Raw genomic sequence first — 15,608 nt, 5'->3', positions numbered from 1 at the left:
GTTCCTCTTGATCGCTTAATTAACGCACATCAGTATGCCTCACTGCGAGGCCGGAGGGGCGTGTTCATTTCATCAAGTTGTTTGATGTGGGTTGTTTAAGCCTTATTTGTTTAAGGTTCAGGCCGCCATTTTGGCTGTGTAGCCGGTCCAAAGTTTGAGGGCATCATTTCTGGCGTGGCGGTAGGAGAGAGCGGATAGTTTATAACGGCGAGGACGGAAAATAGTGTTGATCTGATCAAATGCCGAGAGGAACCGTTGTGCTTGCCGGAGCGACTTGAACCGCCCCATGATCTTCTCTCGTTTTCTTGTGGGCCGATGAGAATTTTCAATACTGTTATTCAACCCTTTGTGTGCCCGGTGATCTGCTTTAGGTGCAAGAGCCTTGACCGGTTTGATATAGCTGCGCAATTTATCAGTCACCACCACTCGTGGCTCGCCATATTGCGCAACCAGTTTCTTGAAAAAACGGCGAGCTGCTTTGATATTACGGCGGGTTTGCACCAAAATATCGAGCACATCCCCATCCCCGTCAATGGCCCGCCAGAGCCAATATTATTTCCCACTAATTGAAATGACGACCTCATCCAGATGCCATTTCCTATTGGGTTTTGGTCGGTCCCTGCGGATGCATTCTGCAAAATGGCGCCCAAAGCGGTTAACCCATAACCGGACAGTTTCCCGGCTGACAACAACGCCACGTTCCGCCAAAAGGTCTTCAACATCGGCCGTACTCATAGCGAAGCGATAATACGCCCAGACAGCGTAAGCGATAACTTCTCGAGGAAAACGGAAACCATTCAGGCGGGCAAATGAACTTGGGACTTTCATCGCGGTTAGCTACCCAAGATCAAACAACTTGGCAATGCCCTGGCCACAGCTGGGATACTGGTTCCATCCACACCAATCTTGGCGACAATTGCAGCCTTTTCCTCTTGGGTCCAAGATCGGCGTGCCATTTTTTCCTTCGACAAATCACACCTCCATTTAAAACTGAAGGGGAAGATAAGCCATTAGCGCTAAGCCCGTAAGGCGATCTTGAACGGCCGGTTACGCTAATAGTGGTGTTTTGATTTCCTAGTATTCCATTTCTAGTTTTTGCTCAGATGTGGTTACCGAAGCGATTAGAATACAAAGAGCCCCGAACGAAATGATTGCAAAAGCAAACCAGTAATAGTTTGAGTTTGGGAAAACACTTATTATCAAGCCAAGCATGAGGCCAAATATAGTTCGTTGTATATAAGTTAGTGTACTGATGACACCTAAATAACTTCCGAAAATCGATGTATCTATCACACTCATGACGTAGGTATTGAAGGCTACTCGAATAGCAGAACCAGTAGCGCCCATAACGCCATACAGTACTAAGATTGTCACTAGTTGAGGGTTCAGGCAGATTGTCAAAAGTGATCCTGAATAGACAAGAAGGCAGATTTTGATAATAGGTAATGCGGAGGTGTCAGAAACAAACCTCCCAATAAAGAAACCTCCCAAGCCCGCGCCTATACCGAAAGATATGGAAAGTTGTGCTAAGGCTGCAATTTCTAGGTTAAGTACATTGTTGAAATAGACTGGATGAATAATGTTTAGCATCATTACGCAGACGAAGGTAATGTTACCGCCAATGCCAAGTAAAATTAGATCTAGCCGACTAAATATCACTCGATAGACATCTTTAGAAGTTTTTGCTCGCGCGGCTCTCTTTTTCTGTGTGTATGTAATTAAACGGAGTAAAATCGCAGCAATTACCAGCAAGCCACCATTTATCATAAGAGCAAGCTGGAAATCTCTTTCATTTACTAAATAAATCATTAGAAGGCCGACGACGAAAGTCGCGGCCTGCATCTCGGCCTGCATCCAACCATTCACTTTGCCACGTTCTGTATCTTTGAAAATTTCTTGTATGAATGCGCTTAATGCATTGTAAAAAAACAGGAAAAATATTTGAGAGCAGAAATAGAAAATGCTTAAACTGATGACCTTGAATACTTGGCTACCATAAGCGATAGCAGCTAGCTGTAAAACGACTGCCATGATAACAACACATAATACTAGCGAATAGCGTCGTGATATGCTGTCGACTAAACGTCCGGCGATAGGGGAAACAAATATTAACACTGCGGTAGACCAGGTGGCCGTAAAGGCTAAGAATTTTGCACCACCGCTGGTTTGAGCGAGTTCCCAAGGCACAATTGTGAGTGAGATTCCCATCGCAATCGATGCTATGAAATTTGCAAAAAATAATATCAGAAGCTTCATCTTATCTCCGCTTTAGTCGCCTTTTTGTAATTCTGATTCGGAGAATATCAGGATATCTTACTTTGAATTAGTTATAAATTTTTATGCATTATTCATCTTTGTGAAGAGTAATTGTTTATATATTAAGTAAAAAAGCAAATTATAAAATTAGAAAATTTAATCTAAACACTTTTGTGTTTGACGTATACTTAGTTAATAAGTACATTTCCTTAGTAACTCACGCTTTAATTAGGAGATATAAGCATGGTTATCTTGAGAAAGACTACTAAGCGTACAGGTAAGAATAGTGTTCGCGGAAACAAGCAGCTCCGCGTGCGTGGTGAGAAGTAAACTTAGTTTTTTGTTTACTTATGGAATATAGCCGAGGGGAAACTCTCGGCTTTAATCTTTTCTTCCTGGGGGCGGATATGTTCTACCAGTCGGCTAACTCATTTGCATATGATGGCCAAGCCAAGATGCTGTTCGCAGGCACTCGATACGGCAAGATTTTGATACTAAATGAGCAACTTGATGTTCAAGGTGAGTTTGCAGCTCACGATGGAATGATCGACGGAATTTCCATTTGTCCTGCGCGTAAACTAATCGCTGCAATGGGTGGTGGCCGTGAGATCTTTCTCGGATCGTATGAAGATCAAAATTCCATCAGTCAGATTTTTCGGAAAAACATCCGCCTCGAAGGCATTGACGATGTCGAACCTATTCACTCGACATCTCAAGCCGTTGATCTTCATCCGACTGAAGCGAAATTGATCACTCGGACGGGTAACTCTTCCATTGTTGAGTTGGACTTTCAGGGTAACGTTTTAAGTTCTGGTCGAGCTTCTTTCTATGACATCATAACAACTAAGTATTCTTCATGTGGTAGTTATGCTCTTTTCGGAACCAATAATGGCTGCATTGGTGTTTATGCCAATGGTCATGTTGAGACATTTGTTTCTCCTCACAAGATCGTTGAAACTTTTCATTGGTTTGAGGAGGTTGGTTCAGATGAGTTTATTGCAGCGTGTGATCAGCGATTTCTAGTCAGAGTTGTTGTTCGTAAGACTGATACTTTCGCATTGGATTGTCAATTTGGAGAGCTGTTTACTAATGATGACCTTGAACATGTTACGAGGAGCAAAGGTGGACGCTTGCTGGCATCAAGTTTTGATAGAAACGTCTATGAAATCGATCCGGCCAACCTAAATCCAATAAAAGTTGCATTTAAAGCTCCATTTAAGACGAGATGGGTGAAGTTTAGTGAGGCGGATCCCTCTATAGCTTTTGTGCAGGTTCGCGATGGATCAATCATTAAGTTCAACTGTGATACTGGAGAGAGAATTTCTGAGTTTAAACAGACACCTCCAGCCGTTTGGTCATGCTGTAATCATAATGATGATATTATTGCATGTGGTGAGGAGGGTCTGGTCTTAAGAATTGGTTTGCAGTCTGAAGGGCCAGTGGTTGTGGGAACTGCTCAAGTCTTACAGAAGCTTTCATTGGAAGGTGGATATTTCAAACGTATTGAGCTCGGAAAAAATAGTGAAGCATTGCTCGGTTCAACTTGCGGTAAGGGCTATTTAATTAAAGATAATCAGAAGATTAAGTCTTTTGATTTTTCTGCAGCAGTCAGGGACATTTCTTTTAGTATTAAGACCAGTTGCTTCTATGTCGCTCTTGAAGATGGTCGTGTGCTTCAGCTCCTAAATGATAAGACTATAGAAATTTTCCGCTCATCTGAACCGATCTGGTCGATTGCAGTCTCTCCGACTGGAGAGATATTAGCAGTTGGTGAGCGAGGAGGCTCTATATATCTACTTGATACAAACTCCCATCAAGTTGTTGAGAAGACTTCAGGTAAGCTGCCTAAGAGGATGAAGTGGTTAAGCCCTGATGTACTGCTTGTAACGCATAGATCGGCAATAGATAAAGTATATAGAGACGATGGTGTATGGTACCACGATGTTCAGTTCGTGAATTCTGAGGCAAATACTGTAGAAGACTTTGTCGTATTTGGTTCTTACGTTGTTTTTATTAACTATGCCAATAGGATATATTTAGGAGATATTGTTAGTGGGGATGTGCTGGACTCCTGTTATTACGGCGCCGAGCACATGAAGGCGATTAATATTTCGAAGACAGGCGTAGTTTCAATAATGGGGCGTGGTGGGACAATAAAAAACTACATAATACATAGTGAGCAGATATTGCCTGTAGGTGAAACAAACTTAGCGTTAAGTGAGGCGGAAAACTTACAATGAAACTTTGTATAATTAACGGGAGTCATAGAGAAAAGTCTCAAAGTAGTAGAATAACAGACTATCTGTCTAACATGCCTGCTGTACTAAATGCTTTTGGTGAAGTTGATAGAATTGAACTTTGTTCTGCTGACATCGAGATATGGAATGAAGGAGTGTGGGACGGACATTCTTCTTGGGATGGATGGTTTGAAACCTCAGAGAACTTGGCATCTTCTGACGCTTTTATCATTGTTACTCCAGAATGGGGTGGGATGGTTCCACCTCGTCTAAAAAACCTACTCATGCTCGCGAGTGTAAAAGAAACTGGTCACAAGCCTGCTTTGATAGTGTCTGTTTCAGCAGGTGAAGGAGGATTTGCTCCGATGACTGAGTTACGAGCCTTTGCCTATAAGAACAGTCACATTTGTTATCTACCTGATCATGTGATTTTGAGAAATGTAGAGAGCCTTTTTAATGGCGAGCTAAATGAGGACAATGATCGTTTGAGGGATAGACTCGACTACGGCATTCGTATGCTTGCTCAATATTCTGCTGCACTTCTTAATGTGCGAAACAGCGGGATAGTTAATGATGTAGAGTTTAAGTACGGCATGTCATAACGTGATGGCGTGCTCATAATTATAGTTTTGCGTTATGTCGCAAAACTTCTGCAAACTTTGATCTTGGGAGGGCAAGATAATGCAGAAGATTGCCGAGGAATGTCCGAATATTCAATCATTCTCTGAAGATGGGATGGATGTCGACGCGACTAAACCACCTGCTGTGTGCTCTGATTTATCTCTACCTGAAGAGGTGTCGCAATCGATCAGTCATTTAGTTGGGAATGATGGAGAGGAGATAGTTGAGCGGGCTTGTCGTGGACTGGAGGTTGGACGGTTTAATGATCGTCTTGCAAGCGGTATGCTTCTAGCCCTTTTGGGAGATCCTAGAATTAGACCAGGGCAAGTCCCCCAAATGGTTCAAGTAGAGGGCGGTCAAGTAGATCTTGGGCTACCTTATGAAGCCGTTGATGAAGTGGTTTCTGAGTTTTCTGATGTGGGCGTAATTCGCGAATGGATTGAAAAAGAATGTCCACGATATACGATACATCTATCTCCCTATAGAATCGCAACTTATCCTGTTACGAATTCAGAGTATTTAGCATTTTTGCTAGATAATCCTAATTCTGAAATACCGTCGTCATGGTCATTAGGACGCTACCCTGCAGAGTTCGCTAATCATCCTGTTTTCACGGTTAGTGAAAAGACAGCAGATCACTACTGCGCGTGGTTGAGCGACAAAACAGGACTAACTTTTCGTCTTCCAAGTGAGCCTGAATGGGAATGTGCAGCAGGATCGAAAGTTTATCCTTGGGGAGATAAGTTCCATGTCGAGAATGCAAACACTGCTGAATCTAAAATAAATTTTACGACGCCTGTAGGGATTTACCCTCAAGGGCGCTCATGGGTGGGATGCTTTGATATGTCCGGCAATGTCGAGGAGTATACGAGTAGTAATTATGCTCCATACCCAGGTGGGGTACATATCACTGATGACCTTAATCGGGATAGACAAGCATATAGGATCGCTCGTGGTGGCAGCTTCGCAAGATATGCAGATCTTTGTCGCGTAACTCGACGCCATGGACGTTATCACTCAGATCTTTACGCTATGGGTTTCCGTGTTGCTATGGACGCATCTTGAGGAGGCGATACAATGAATGCTTATTCTATTTTTCATGTCGGACCAATCAGCGGTCTGGCCACTTTTTCTGATAAGTATATTGCGACTGCGGGTTACGACAATCAGCTCATCCTGTGGTGTGCTCAGACCAACAAAGCACTTGCATGTGGTCGACATGATCATCTCGTCAATCAATGCGACTTTTCGCCTGATGGCACTCTACTGGTTAGCTCTAGCAGTGATTACACCGCTAGAGTTTGGAGTGTTCCCGATATGCGATTGATCGGTGTAATTTCTGTTCACGCTGATGATGTTTCTAAAGCTGCTTTTTCTCCGGATGGGCAGCAAATAGCAACTAGTTCATTTGATGGCACTCTTTCCGTGCATGATCTTCATGGTGTGTTCAAGAAGCGGTTGGTAGGACACACAGGGTTAATCGAGAATTTTGATTGGGGCAAAGATAATCGAACGCTTCAATCATGTGGCATGGATGGAACAATTCGTACTTGGGATACTCTTACTGGGGAATGTCGTGCAGTTAGATCGATTGACGGGGTAGATATAGATACTCTTGTAACTCTGACAGATGGAACAATTCTGGCAGGGAACAGTGATGGTTCTATCGCGTCCATCGATCCATATGATAATGTTACTTTTTTCGATGCCCACACAACTGCAATCAAGTTGTTATTTGCTGATGATGCAGAAAGGCGTTTGGTCTCATTGGGGTATGATAATCGAGTTCATATCTGGGATCTGAATAAGGGATCATTAGAAGCAAAGATCAAAACATCAACCTTCCCAAGATGTATCTGGGCTAGATCTGCGAGTTTCCTAACTGAAAACGTGATAGCTTTTGCAACATTTGGGACGACATATGCAACCTGGGACTTAGCATCTGATGTTTGGGATACAGATCGTGTAGGACCAATCCCCGGTGTGAATGCTGTTTTTGCTGGCAGCGACGGTATTTATTCCGTCGGAGATGCCGGAGTTTTGGAAAAGAGCGGTGCGGAGATCGCTAACTTAGGCACGTTATGCAATTTTGTGGTCGAGGATAACGGGCAAATTTTTGCTGGGGGGCAAGCCGGCATCGTTTTTGATGCTTTAACAGCCACCGAGTTATATAGACATAATTCACCATTGAATTGTGCAGTAATCGTGAAATCCGCTGCGGCTACTTTTCTTGCTGTGGGCACATATTCGGGTCATGTAATCTATTTAAACGTAAAAGATCCGGCTGAGACAAAAGTAGTCAAAGTTCACTCAGGAGCTATCAAAGGAATTGCTTGTCAGAACGGTATCATTGCGACAGGCACCTCGGATGGTGAGATTAAGTATACGGATGTTGATACTTTAGAAGTAACCAGCGAAATCGGAAGTGCTCATGATGGTATCGTGAATGATCTTTGTGTTTATGAAAGTGGTTTTGCGACTGTTTCTCGAGATTTAACTTTGCGTCTTTGGAGAAACGGAGTTTCGTCACCTGATGTATTTAAGAGTTCTCACCGACATTCGATAAAATGTGTGGCTTCAAGCAGTCGAGGAGACTTGATCGCTTCTGGTAGTTATGGCGGGACTATTCAAGTATTTGACGTTAATAGGAAGAACTGGACTGGAAAACCTGTCAGACCGACGTTGTCAGGTATCTCATCTCTAACCTGGGATGAGGCAACTCAGGCATTTATTGCAGGCTCCTATGATGGTCGCCTCTATTCAGTACATCCTTAACTCACTATACGGGAGGTAGTTCAAATGACAAATCTCGCAAGTGTCGTACATGACCAAGAATTGGTAGATAATGCGGATGAAATGGAAGTTCGTTCAGATGTCTTAATTGATCTCGACGGTCTTGATAGCGAGCGTGTTCGTTTTATTAGTTTCAAAGGGGCAGGGTACGACGAGGAGCACTTTGCCGTGATTTTTGGTGATCCTGAAGTTGCGACAAATCCTTTCGTACGGGTTCACTCAGAATGTATTACCGGCGATTTGTTTGGTTCTAAACGTTGTGATTGTGGTGCCCAGCTTGCTGATTTTATAGAGCAAATGAAATACAATGATGGCGTTTTGATCTATCTTCGCCAAGAAGGCCGCGGAATTGGACTGTACTCAAAGCTCGAGGCATATCTTCTACAGGATTCAGGGCAAGATACATTCGAGGCGAACCGAAGTTTAGATTTTCCAGAGGATGGGAGAGATTTCCTGATCGCAGCAAAAATGCTGAAGGCGCTGAAAATCAAACGGTTTTCATTGGTTACGAATAATCCTGAAAAAGTCTCCACGTTAAGTCGTGCGCAATTAGAGATCACGGAAGTAAAGCAAACCGCTACACATGTGACCACGCAAAACATAAAGTATTTGATGGCAAAAAGAGATAAAGGGCATTCTCTCGATGAGCTTGAAGGTCCAATGGGCACATAGCTGATGGAGTTGTCTAATCGCAACCTCGAAGTCAAGTATTTTCCCCAGTGAGGGATAGCCAGGAGCATGGTTGTCTTCGCGGTTGAGACGTGTCGCCGCATGATAGGGCTTCGCAGGAAGGGCCTTCAATGTGGACGACGCACTTTGCAGTTTCAACAGTGCAACAGGCATTGCCATCTATGAACACGCCCCGGATTGCAAGCGTTTTATGAGTTTTAGCAATGTAGGTTTTCAGTCATCTATCCGGCCTGTTTGCGCGGTCTATTCCGCTGGCCCTGATGGAATTCGTAGACCAACACCCAATCAAGTTGGCGAGCTCGAAGCTCCGACAATGCCACGGGGTTAGTTGGTCCCGGTTACCCTGTTTTGCCATCACATCACGATCACCCTCGCAATTGGTTTTAATACGACGCTTTATACTTCCACTGAGTTGTACCGATATGTTTGCGACTTGCTGAGCAGGGCCCAGACGGTGCGCGCCATTTTATTGGCCATGGCAACCAGGACTACGTTGGTCGGGCGCCGTTCAAGCAATGCCTTTTGCCACTGGGACAAACCGTCCTGTTTTCGCCGGGACCAGCCCAAACTTGTCCTTGCCCCGTGAACCAGAAGCTTGCGCAGATAGCCGTCACCGCGTTTCGATATTCTTCCTAATTTTTCCTTACCGCCGCTCGAGTACTGTTTAGGCACCAAGCCGAGCCATGCGGCAAGCTGGCGGGCACTGCGGAACTGGGTAACATCGCCGATTGTTGCAACCAGCGCGGTCGCAGTGATGACGCCAACTCCGGGAATCGTCTCCAGCCGTTTGCTGTCTTCATTGTCGGTGTGCCACTCGTTAAGCTTTCTTTCCAGCGCCTTGATCTGTGTTTGCGTTTCTTTCAACTGCTCTGCCAAAAAATTGTATGTGGTGTTTTCACCCCACCTGTTCATAGGTAGTTAGGACTTCCATAGTCCTCCGAAATCACATCAGGAGGATCCATGTCTGACCTTACAAGTTTAAATAGCACTTCAGCACAAGCGTTACAGCGGGTGCAGATACTCAAGGACAGCTATAGCCTTGGTGTTACAAACGCTGCCAGACGCCACAGTGTCTCCCGCTCGCAAATCTACCACTGGCGCCGACAGGTCAGTGAACCAGATAGCTCCGAAGATGAAGATCAAATAGATCAAAATGCGGCGCTGCCCAACTTTGCAGCCTTGGTACTTCAAGAGGAGGTTGCGCAAGAGCAGGAGTTGGAAAGCCTTCCGCCTGAGTATTCTTCAGACCCCATTCACTCCCCCCGCGATAAGGCGTCCCTTGGAACCATTCGGCTGAAGGTTGGCCGGGTTAAGCTGGATTTGCCATCTGACATTCCAGTGAGCCACCTTGCTGAGCTTGTCCTGGCGTTGGAGGCGCATCGATGATCCTGCCGGCGCAGCATCTACGGATTTTGATAGCGACAGAGCCGGTTGACTTTCGCAAAGGCCATAATGGCCTGGCCGCCTTGGTGCAAAACGAGTTACGGTTGGACCCGTTTACCGGCACGGTGTTTGTGTTTCGCTCCAGACGCGGGGACGCCATGAAGCTTGTTTATTGGGATGGTACCGGCTTGGTGCTGGTCTATAAACGGCTCGAAGAGACGCTGTTTTGCTGGCCGCAAATCCGCAATGGGGTGATGAACCTGTCTCACGCCCAGTTCGAAGCCCTGTTTAGCGGTCTTGACTGGCGCAAGGTGAGAGCTTTGGAAGTAAAAGCGCCGCAAGGTGTTGAATAGTCAGGAATATCCAATGAGTGACCTAGGGGTAACTGACTGTTTCTGCTATACCTTTGCCATGCAAAATCCTGCTTCCTGTCCCGATGACATTGACATGTTAAAAGTCAAGCTCGCCGCCGCTGAACAGCGGGTAACGGCGCAGGATGCGCGTATCGTACAGCTGGAAAAACTGCTGGCAGATTACAAGCGCGCCTTGTTTGGTTCAAGATCGGAAAAGATCCATCCGGACCAGATCCAGTTGCAACTGGAAGAACTGGAAACCGCAATCGCGTCTGTTCAGGCTGAAGCGGACGAAGACAGCCAGCCTAAGAAAAAGGACAAGAAGAAACGCAACACCAACCGCGGCAATCTGCCGACCCATCTGCCCCGGATTGAGGTGATGGTGATGCCTGAGAGCACCACCTGTACCTGTGGTCATGCGTACCATCAGATCGGGGAGGATGTATCGGAGCGCCTGGATGTGATTCCGGCCCAGTTTCGGGTGATTGTCACCCGCCGTCCCAAATATGCCTGCCGTACCTGTGAAGAGGGCATTACGCAGGCGCCAGCCCCAAGCCATATTGTGGAGGCCGGTCTGCCCACCGAAGCGCTGCTGGCCCATGTGGTTATCTCAAAGTATGGCGACTATCTTCCCCTCTACCGGCAAGCCCAGATTTATGCCCGTCAGGGCCTTGAGCTCGACCGCTCGACACTGGCCGACTGGATGGGCCGCTGTGCCTATGAACTTACCCCCGTCTATGAGGCGCTAAAGGACCACCTCAAAGGCTCCAGTAAGTTGTTCATGGATGAGACCGTGGTGCCGGTTCAAGATCCCGGGCGCCGGAAAACCAAAACAGGGTACCTCTGGGCACTTGCCCGGGATGATCGGGCGTGGAGCGGGGCGGAGCCGCCCGGCGTGGTGTTTACCTACGCCCCCTCCCGATCTGGCACGGTGGCAGAAGCGATCTTGCAAGGGTTTGAAGGGATGCTGCAGGTGGATGGCTATACCGGTTATAATCGATTGCAGGAGCGACAAGGTTCCCCGGTTCCTCTGGCTTATTGCTGGGCCCATGCCCGCCGTAAACTGTTTGAAGTGGCCCGCAACAAATCAGCGCCCATAGCTGAACAAGGCCTGCGCCAGATTGGACAGCTTTATAAAATCGAAGAGCGTATCCGCGGTCAGTCGGCAGAGCTGCGGCACCAGGCACGGCAGCAGCACAGCAAACCGCTTATTGAGGCCTTCCATCAATGGCTCAGCACTCATCGCGCCCGCGTGTCGCCCAAATGCCCGTTGGGCAAGGCCCTCACCTATATTGCCAAACTGTGGGATGGCTTGACGTTGTTTCTGACCGATGGCCGCATCGAGCTGGACAGCAACTGTGTCGAGCGGACGATCAGACCTGTGGCTCTTAATCGTAAGAATGCTCTCTTTGCAGGCCATGATGCGGGCGGCAAGACGTGGGCCGTTCTGGCGTCACTGATGGAGACCTGCAAACTGACTGGTATCAACCCGCAGGCATACCTCACCACAACGCTGACCAGAATCGCCAACGGACACAAGCAGAAACGCATCCATGAACTACTGCCGTGGAATTTTGAGGCTGCTCAAAAACAGGCGGAGCCTGAATGCGAATAGTTTGAAGTGCGGAGCTGCATTGTAATATCAGGGCTTTCGGCTTGTTACGATACCTATATCGAAATAACTACGGATCATTAAATAATATTAAAACGTCGCTTACATTCAGGTTAATGAGTACTGATCCAAGCCCATAGTTTATTTGCCGCAAATACGTAAATGGCTAACCCTAAACAACAGGGGTGCTTGATGGAGGAAAGTTGAGCGGTTTACTATGTCCTCAAAAAGGTATTCGTCATGTCTCGCATTTGGCTGAGTCTTCTCACTGTATGCGTCAATATCTGTGCCCTAGCTCTTCCTCTAGCTCTGTTACAAGTCTACGATAGAATTCTACCCAATAAATCGTGGGGTACTGCTGCTGTAATTTTCTTTGCGGTTCTTGTTGCACTTCTGCTTGCCGCGTTCCTGCGAATTGTTCGCTCTGATATATTTGCAATACTATCAGCGAAAAATGATTACCCCCTTTGGCAGCGAATTGTCTCCAATCTCATTTATGGTGGTTACTCAACTGAGATGGCACACCGTGCCATATCCTCTGTAAACAAGGCAAAAGATGTAGGGGTTGGGCAAAGTCGTATAGGTCTTTACGACACCCCCTTTGCTGTCGTTTTTCTCATTCTCATTTGGTATCTCGGTGGAATAGTGGTTCTGGCTCCACTCATTGTGGGGGGGGGCTCCGCCCTTCTATTTCTCTATTACAAAAATACATATAGAACAGCGCTAAGGGACACAGCTGAGCAAGATTCTGCCCTTCGCGATTTGGAGGGCAGTATAAGTAAGTTGGCCCCACATCGAATTTTTCTGGGTTGTTTTGGGGCGGTTTTCAACGCCTTCAGTATGCAAAAGCGGAACAGTGCAATTGCATTGGAGAAAGTCGAGCGGATTTCCAGTCTACAGCAGGATTTGTTGCAAAGTGGGGCTTTGCTGACAACTGTCCTTGTTGTGGGGTTTGGAGCAACCTCGGTGCTCGCCGGAAACATGACAACTGGCGGCTTGGCTGCATGTACTCTACTGGGAGGGCGTGCTTCGGCTCAGCTTATGGGCATTGCAGCTACCTTAATGCGGCAAACACCTGCCAAGATTGCCTCTGAATATATACCAGAGAGTGAGTTTCCCGAGCTTAATCAGGTTAACCAGCCAACCTTAATTTCATTGCGAGAAAGCCAGGTGGAAGCTAGCTCGGGCGAGATAATAGTTATCAATGAAAGCCCCGATCAAGAAGCCTTTGAAGTTCTGCGTGAGCTTGTCGATCAACTTTGGCCTGAAGGTCAGAGGACACTGAGTGTAAATGAGAATACAAGATACGTCCCAGCTCGGTCCGAATTACAAAGAGGGAGTATTTTGGAAAACCTGACCCGCTTTACCCCGGGTTTGGAGCGGGAGGCTTTTCAGCTTTCGGAAATGTTTGGGCTCGATGCAATGGTAGGGCGGCTCGTCGACGGTTACAGAACTGAGGTTGGGGCTCAAGGCATGCCCCCCTTGTCTGATGGAGCCGTAAAACGGGCGGCTCTTGTGCAGGCCTTCGTGGGAAATGCCAAACTAGTCATTTTGGAACGCCCTGACATCTCGCTGGATGCAGCAGGAATAAAATCACTGAAACGAACACTTGCGACATTAAGGGGGTCTGTAACTGTCATCATGACGACGGCCTCACCCGAACTGCATGCCATTGCTGATCGGTATATACCTGAGTGTTTCGATCCCCAAAGTGCAATGGTGGCATAATGAGCAAGAACGCTGCAAATTTTTTGTTTGAAACCTTGGCGGCGCTTGGCGGCCGGAGAAGCAAGAAGCTGGTGGAAGCTGTGTTGGGGCAACAAAATACCGAACATATCCGCCAGATTGAGCAGGCCTGTGCATTACTTGGGGCTACCGCGATACACTATCACCGTCTCCCGGTCAGCTGGAGTGATGGACTTGAAGGCGCGATTGTGACCCGTCATCATGGTCAATGGGTGGCACTCGTGCGCTGTGCAGGAAAAGAAACGCTCATTCCCAGTGATACAAAGTGTACTGCGGATCATATTCGCGCCTCAAAAAACTTATTACATATTCGTTTGCTGCCAGAAGCCTTAATGGCAGAAGTTTCCTATGCAGATTTTGTGAAGCGAAGCCGACAGGGCGCCTTTGCTGTTGCCTGGCAGTCTCTGGGTATCAACTTGTGTGCTTTAAGTGTCCCCTTCTTTACCATGGCGGTTTATGACCGTGTTCTTGGGGGAGGGGCAATTGCCACGCTTCCTGCACTCCTTGGTGGCGTGACGATTGTTCTAATACTGATGATTACCCTAAGGCGCATTCGCTCCAATCTGGCAGCTGCAGAATACGCACGTTTATCAGCAAGTATCTGTTTAGCTGTTGCCCAAAAAATCTTCAGGCAACCGCTAGCCGTGAAACAGAGAATGTCAACTGATGCACTCGGGTCTCGTTTGAAGTCGAGCGAACAAGCGGCAGGCATTTTCGCCAGTCCCAATATTGCTGCCATATACGATGCCCCTTTTCTTGTACTCACTCTGATTGCACTTATTTTTGTTGGTGGTATTCTGGCGCTTATACCCGCAGCTTATTTGCTGTTTTTTTGGGGTTTTGGCATATTCCTTATTAAGACAAGCCCGCCAACGGACCCACAGGTGGCACGTCTTTCACAAATAAAACAGAGTATGACATCAGAGGTGGTTGATAGCCAAGGCGCGATTTACCGCAGCGGTCTTGCTAATACATGGCTGCAGCGGTTTGAACGGTCTATGATGGCGATTATACCGCACAACGTGAAATTGCAAAAGCGCATGGCTGCAGTGCAGTCTCTGGGAACTGCTTTGGGTACCGGTACCGCTCTCTTGACCTTGATTATAGGAGTGGATCTTGCGCTTGCCGGTTCCATAACGCCAGGAGCACTGATTGGCACCATGTTGTTGACATGGAGAGTAACAGCACCAGCTCAGGCTCTGTTTTTTGCTTTACCACGACTTGGAAGTATCTGGGTAGCATGGCGGCAACTGCGCGATTCCATGCAGCTCCCGACGGTGGCACATAATGTTCACTCACAAGAGCCTTTTCCTCAAAATGTGTCTACTTTATCAGCACAAGGAGTATACTTTCGTTATGATGGAGGGCTGGGGCCCGCGTGTTCTGGAATCACGTTCGATGTTCCTCATGGAAGTGTTGTCGCGGTTATTGGTCCTAACTCCTCAGGTAAAACGACCCTCCTAAGAATAATTGCTGGGTACTTGAGGGCACAATCGGGCGGCTACTACATTAATGGCCGTACTGTTTCCCAATATGATAGTGACGATATGGCGGAATATTGCGCCTATCTGGATGCAAATCCGCGCTCGAATAAATCAAGTACACACGGGCCCAATAGTCAGGGCCGAAGGTCTATAGTTGAAGCTGAGCGGGAAGCCTGGCAAGGCGTGACCCAAAAAGATGCTCCTTTATATATTCTCGATGATCCTCTCTCCTCTGGCGGTGAGTACTGCCGAAAAATAATCAAACAGTTTCTTGAAGAAAAGCGCGGCAAAGCAACTGTATTTTTCTCTAGCCACGATACTGATTTAGTACCCCAAGCCGATTTGGCTATTGTTTTGGAAAATGGTGCTCAGGCCTACTTTGGCCCAGTACAAGCACCAACTCAAAATTAATAAAACAAGTCAAGTGGCTGAA

14 protein-coding genes and 1 pseudogene are annotated in these 15,608 nt (G+C 46.9%); 11 read left to right on the top strand and 4 right to left on the bottom strand.

Annotated elements, in window-relative coordinates:
• Positions 1 to 117: 117 nt before the first annotated feature.
• The 3 genes and pseudogenes from P6574_RS21200 to P6574_RS21190 form a co-directional block, all read right to left on the bottom strand.
• A pseudogene (locus P6574_RS21200) lies at positions 118 to 828 on the bottom strand (IS6 family transposase).
• 5 nt (positions 829 to 833) lie between these two features.
• Entirely contained in the window at positions 834 to 971 is a 138-nt protein-coding gene (locus P6574_RS21195; protein WP_310622337.1) for a hypothetical protein, read from the bottom strand.
• 103 nt (positions 972 to 1,074) lie between these two features.
• Positions 1,075 to 2,256 carry an MFS transporter gene (locus tag P6574_RS21190; protein WP_310622336.1) on the bottom strand — a complete coding sequence of 394 codons (1,182 nt, stop codon included), beginning with the start codon at positions 2,254 to 2,256 and terminating at the stop codon, positions 1,075 to 1,077.
• 407 nt (positions 2,257 to 2,663) lie between these two features.
• Here P6574_RS21190 and P6574_RS21185 point away from each other — a divergent pair, with 407 nt between their 5' ends.
• The 6 genes from P6574_RS21185 (at position 2,664) to P6574_RS21160 (ending at position 8,925) form a co-directional block, all read left to right on the top strand.
• Positions 2,664 to 4,496, top strand: a complete 1,833-nt coding sequence (locus P6574_RS21185) for a WD40 repeat domain-containing protein (RefSeq protein ID WP_310622335.1) — start codon at positions 2,664 to 2,666, stop codon at positions 4,494 to 4,496.
• A complete protein-coding gene (locus P6574_RS21180; protein WP_310622334.1) occupies positions 4,493 to 5,095 on the top strand; it encodes an NADPH-dependent FMN reductase in 603 nt (200 codons plus the stop codon). Before P6574_RS21185 ends, P6574_RS21180 begins: the two co-directional genes overlap by 4 nt.
• A 79-nt stretch (positions 5,096 to 5,174) precedes the next feature.
• On the top strand, positions 5,175 to 6,179 hold the full coding sequence (locus P6574_RS21175; RefSeq protein WP_310622333.1) for a formylglycine-generating enzyme family protein: 1,005 nt from the start codon (positions 5,175 to 5,177) through the stop codon (positions 6,177 to 6,179).
• A gap of 12 nt (positions 6,180 to 6,191) precedes the next feature.
• Complete coding sequence (locus tag P6574_RS21170) at positions 6,192 to 7,889, top strand: WD40 repeat domain-containing protein (protein WP_310622332.1); 1,698 nt, start codon at positions 6,192 to 6,194, stop codon at positions 7,887 to 7,889.
• A 24-nt stretch (positions 7,890 to 7,913) separates the two neighbouring features.
• The gene (ribA, locus tag P6574_RS21165) at positions 7,914 to 8,579 is read left to right on the top strand and encodes a GTP cyclohydrolase II RibA (RefSeq protein WP_310622331.1); all 666 of its coding nucleotides are present in this window, start codon (positions 7,914 to 7,916) and stop codon (positions 8,577 to 8,579) included.
• 130 nt (positions 8,580 to 8,709) lie between these two features.
• On the top strand, positions 8,710 to 8,925 hold the full coding sequence (locus P6574_RS21160; protein WP_310622330.1) for a hypothetical protein: 216 nt from the start codon (positions 8,710 to 8,712) through the stop codon (positions 8,923 to 8,925).
• Between the two features lie 68 nt (positions 8,926 to 8,993).
• Here the strand turns inward: P6574_RS21160 and P6574_RS21155 are convergent, their stop codons facing one another.
• Positions 8,994 to 9,509, bottom strand: a complete 516-nt coding sequence (locus P6574_RS21155) for an IS110 family RNA-guided transposase (RefSeq protein WP_310622329.1) — start codon at positions 9,507 to 9,509, stop codon at positions 8,994 to 8,996.
• A gap of 48 nt (positions 9,510 to 9,557) precedes the next feature.
• On the opposite strand from P6574_RS21155, the gene P6574_RS21150 reads away from it, so the two are divergent.
• From P6574_RS21150 to P6574_RS21130, 5 genes are all read left to right on the top strand, one after another.
• Entirely contained in the window at positions 9,558 to 9,983 is a 426-nt protein-coding gene (locus tag P6574_RS21150) for a transposase (protein WP_310622328.1), read from the top strand.
• Positions 9,980 to 10,333 (top strand): IS66 family insertion sequence element accessory protein TnpB, encoded by a 354-nt coding sequence (tnpB, locus tag P6574_RS21145; RefSeq protein ID WP_310622327.1) that lies wholly within the window; start codon positions 9,980 to 9,982, stop codon positions 10,331 to 10,333. The genes P6574_RS21150 and tnpB overlap by 4 nt, the downstream gene beginning before the upstream one ends.
• Positions 10,334 to 10,391: 58 nt before the next feature.
• Entirely contained in the window at positions 10,392 to 11,948 is a 1,557-nt protein-coding gene (tnpC, locus tag P6574_RS21140) for an IS66 family transposase (RefSeq protein ID WP_310622411.1), read from the top strand.
• Positions 11,949 to 12,185: 237 nt separating this feature from the next.
• On the top strand, positions 12,186 to 13,673 hold the full coding sequence (locus tag P6574_RS21135; protein ID WP_310622326.1) for an ABC transporter family protein: 1,488 nt from the start codon (positions 12,186 to 12,188) through the stop codon (positions 13,671 to 13,673).
• Positions 13,673 to 15,586: an ATP-binding cassette domain-containing protein gene (locus P6574_RS21130; RefSeq protein ID WP_310622325.1), complete on the top strand. Its 1,914-nt coding sequence runs from the start codon at positions 13,673 to 13,675 to the stop codon at positions 15,584 to 15,586. The genes P6574_RS21135 and P6574_RS21130 overlap by 1 nt, the downstream gene beginning before the upstream one ends.
• The last annotated feature ends 22 nt before the right edge of the window (positions 15,587 to 15,608 follow it).

The sequence above is a fragment of the Pseudovibrio sp. M1P-2-3 genome (assembly GCF_031501865.1).
GTDB lineage: Bacteria > Pseudomonadota > Alphaproteobacteria > Rhizobiales > Stappiaceae > Pseudovibrio > Pseudovibrio corallicola.
Note: the sequence above shows the minus strand (reverse complement) of the source record. Positions and strands in the feature narration are given on the sequence as shown.

What these genes read in the sequence shown, in the direction of transcription:
- P6574_RS21190 (WP_310622336.1), bottom strand. Translation starts at nt 2,256, where the DNA reads ATGAAGCTTCTGATATTATTTTTTGCAAATTTCATAGCATCGATTGCG.
- P6574_RS21185 (WP_310622335.1), top strand. Translation starts at nt 2,664, where the DNA reads ATGTTCTACCAGTCGGCTAACTCATTTGCATATGATGGCCAAGCCAAG.
- P6574_RS21180 (WP_310622334.1), top strand. Translation starts at nt 4,493, where the DNA reads ATGAAACTTTGTATAATTAACGGGAGTCATAGAGAAAAGTCTCAAAGT.
- P6574_RS21175 (WP_310622333.1), top strand. Translation starts at nt 5,175, where the DNA reads ATGCAGAAGATTGCCGAGGAATGTCCGAATATTCAATCATTCTCTGAA.
- P6574_RS21170 (WP_310622332.1), top strand. Translation starts at nt 6,192, where the DNA reads ATGAATGCTTATTCTATTTTTCATGTCGGACCAATCAGCGGTCTGGCC.
- ribA (WP_310622331.1), top strand. Translation starts at nt 7,914, where the DNA reads ATGACAAATCTCGCAAGTGTCGTACATGACCAAGAATTGGTAGATAAT.
- P6574_RS21155 (WP_310622329.1), bottom strand. Translation starts at nt 9,509, where the DNA reads ATGAACAGGTGGGGTGAAAACACCACATACAATTTTTTGGCAGAGCAG.
- P6574_RS21150 (WP_310622328.1), top strand. Translation starts at nt 9,558, where the DNA reads ATGTCTGACCTTACAAGTTTAAATAGCACTTCAGCACAAGCGTTACAG.
- tnpB (WP_310622327.1), top strand. Translation starts at nt 9,980, where the DNA reads ATGATCCTGCCGGCGCAGCATCTACGGATTTTGATAGCGACAGAGCCG.
- tnpC (WP_310622411.1), top strand. Translation starts at nt 10,392, where the DNA reads ATGCAAAATCCTGCTTCCTGTCCCGATGACATTGACATGTTAAAAGTC.
- P6574_RS21135 (WP_310622326.1), top strand. Translation starts at nt 12,186, where the DNA reads ATGTCTCGCATTTGGCTGAGTCTTCTCACTGTATGCGTCAATATCTGT.
- P6574_RS21130 (WP_310622325.1), top strand. Translation starts at nt 13,673, where the DNA reads ATGAGCAAGAACGCTGCAAATTTTTTGTTTGAAACCTTGGCGGCGCTT.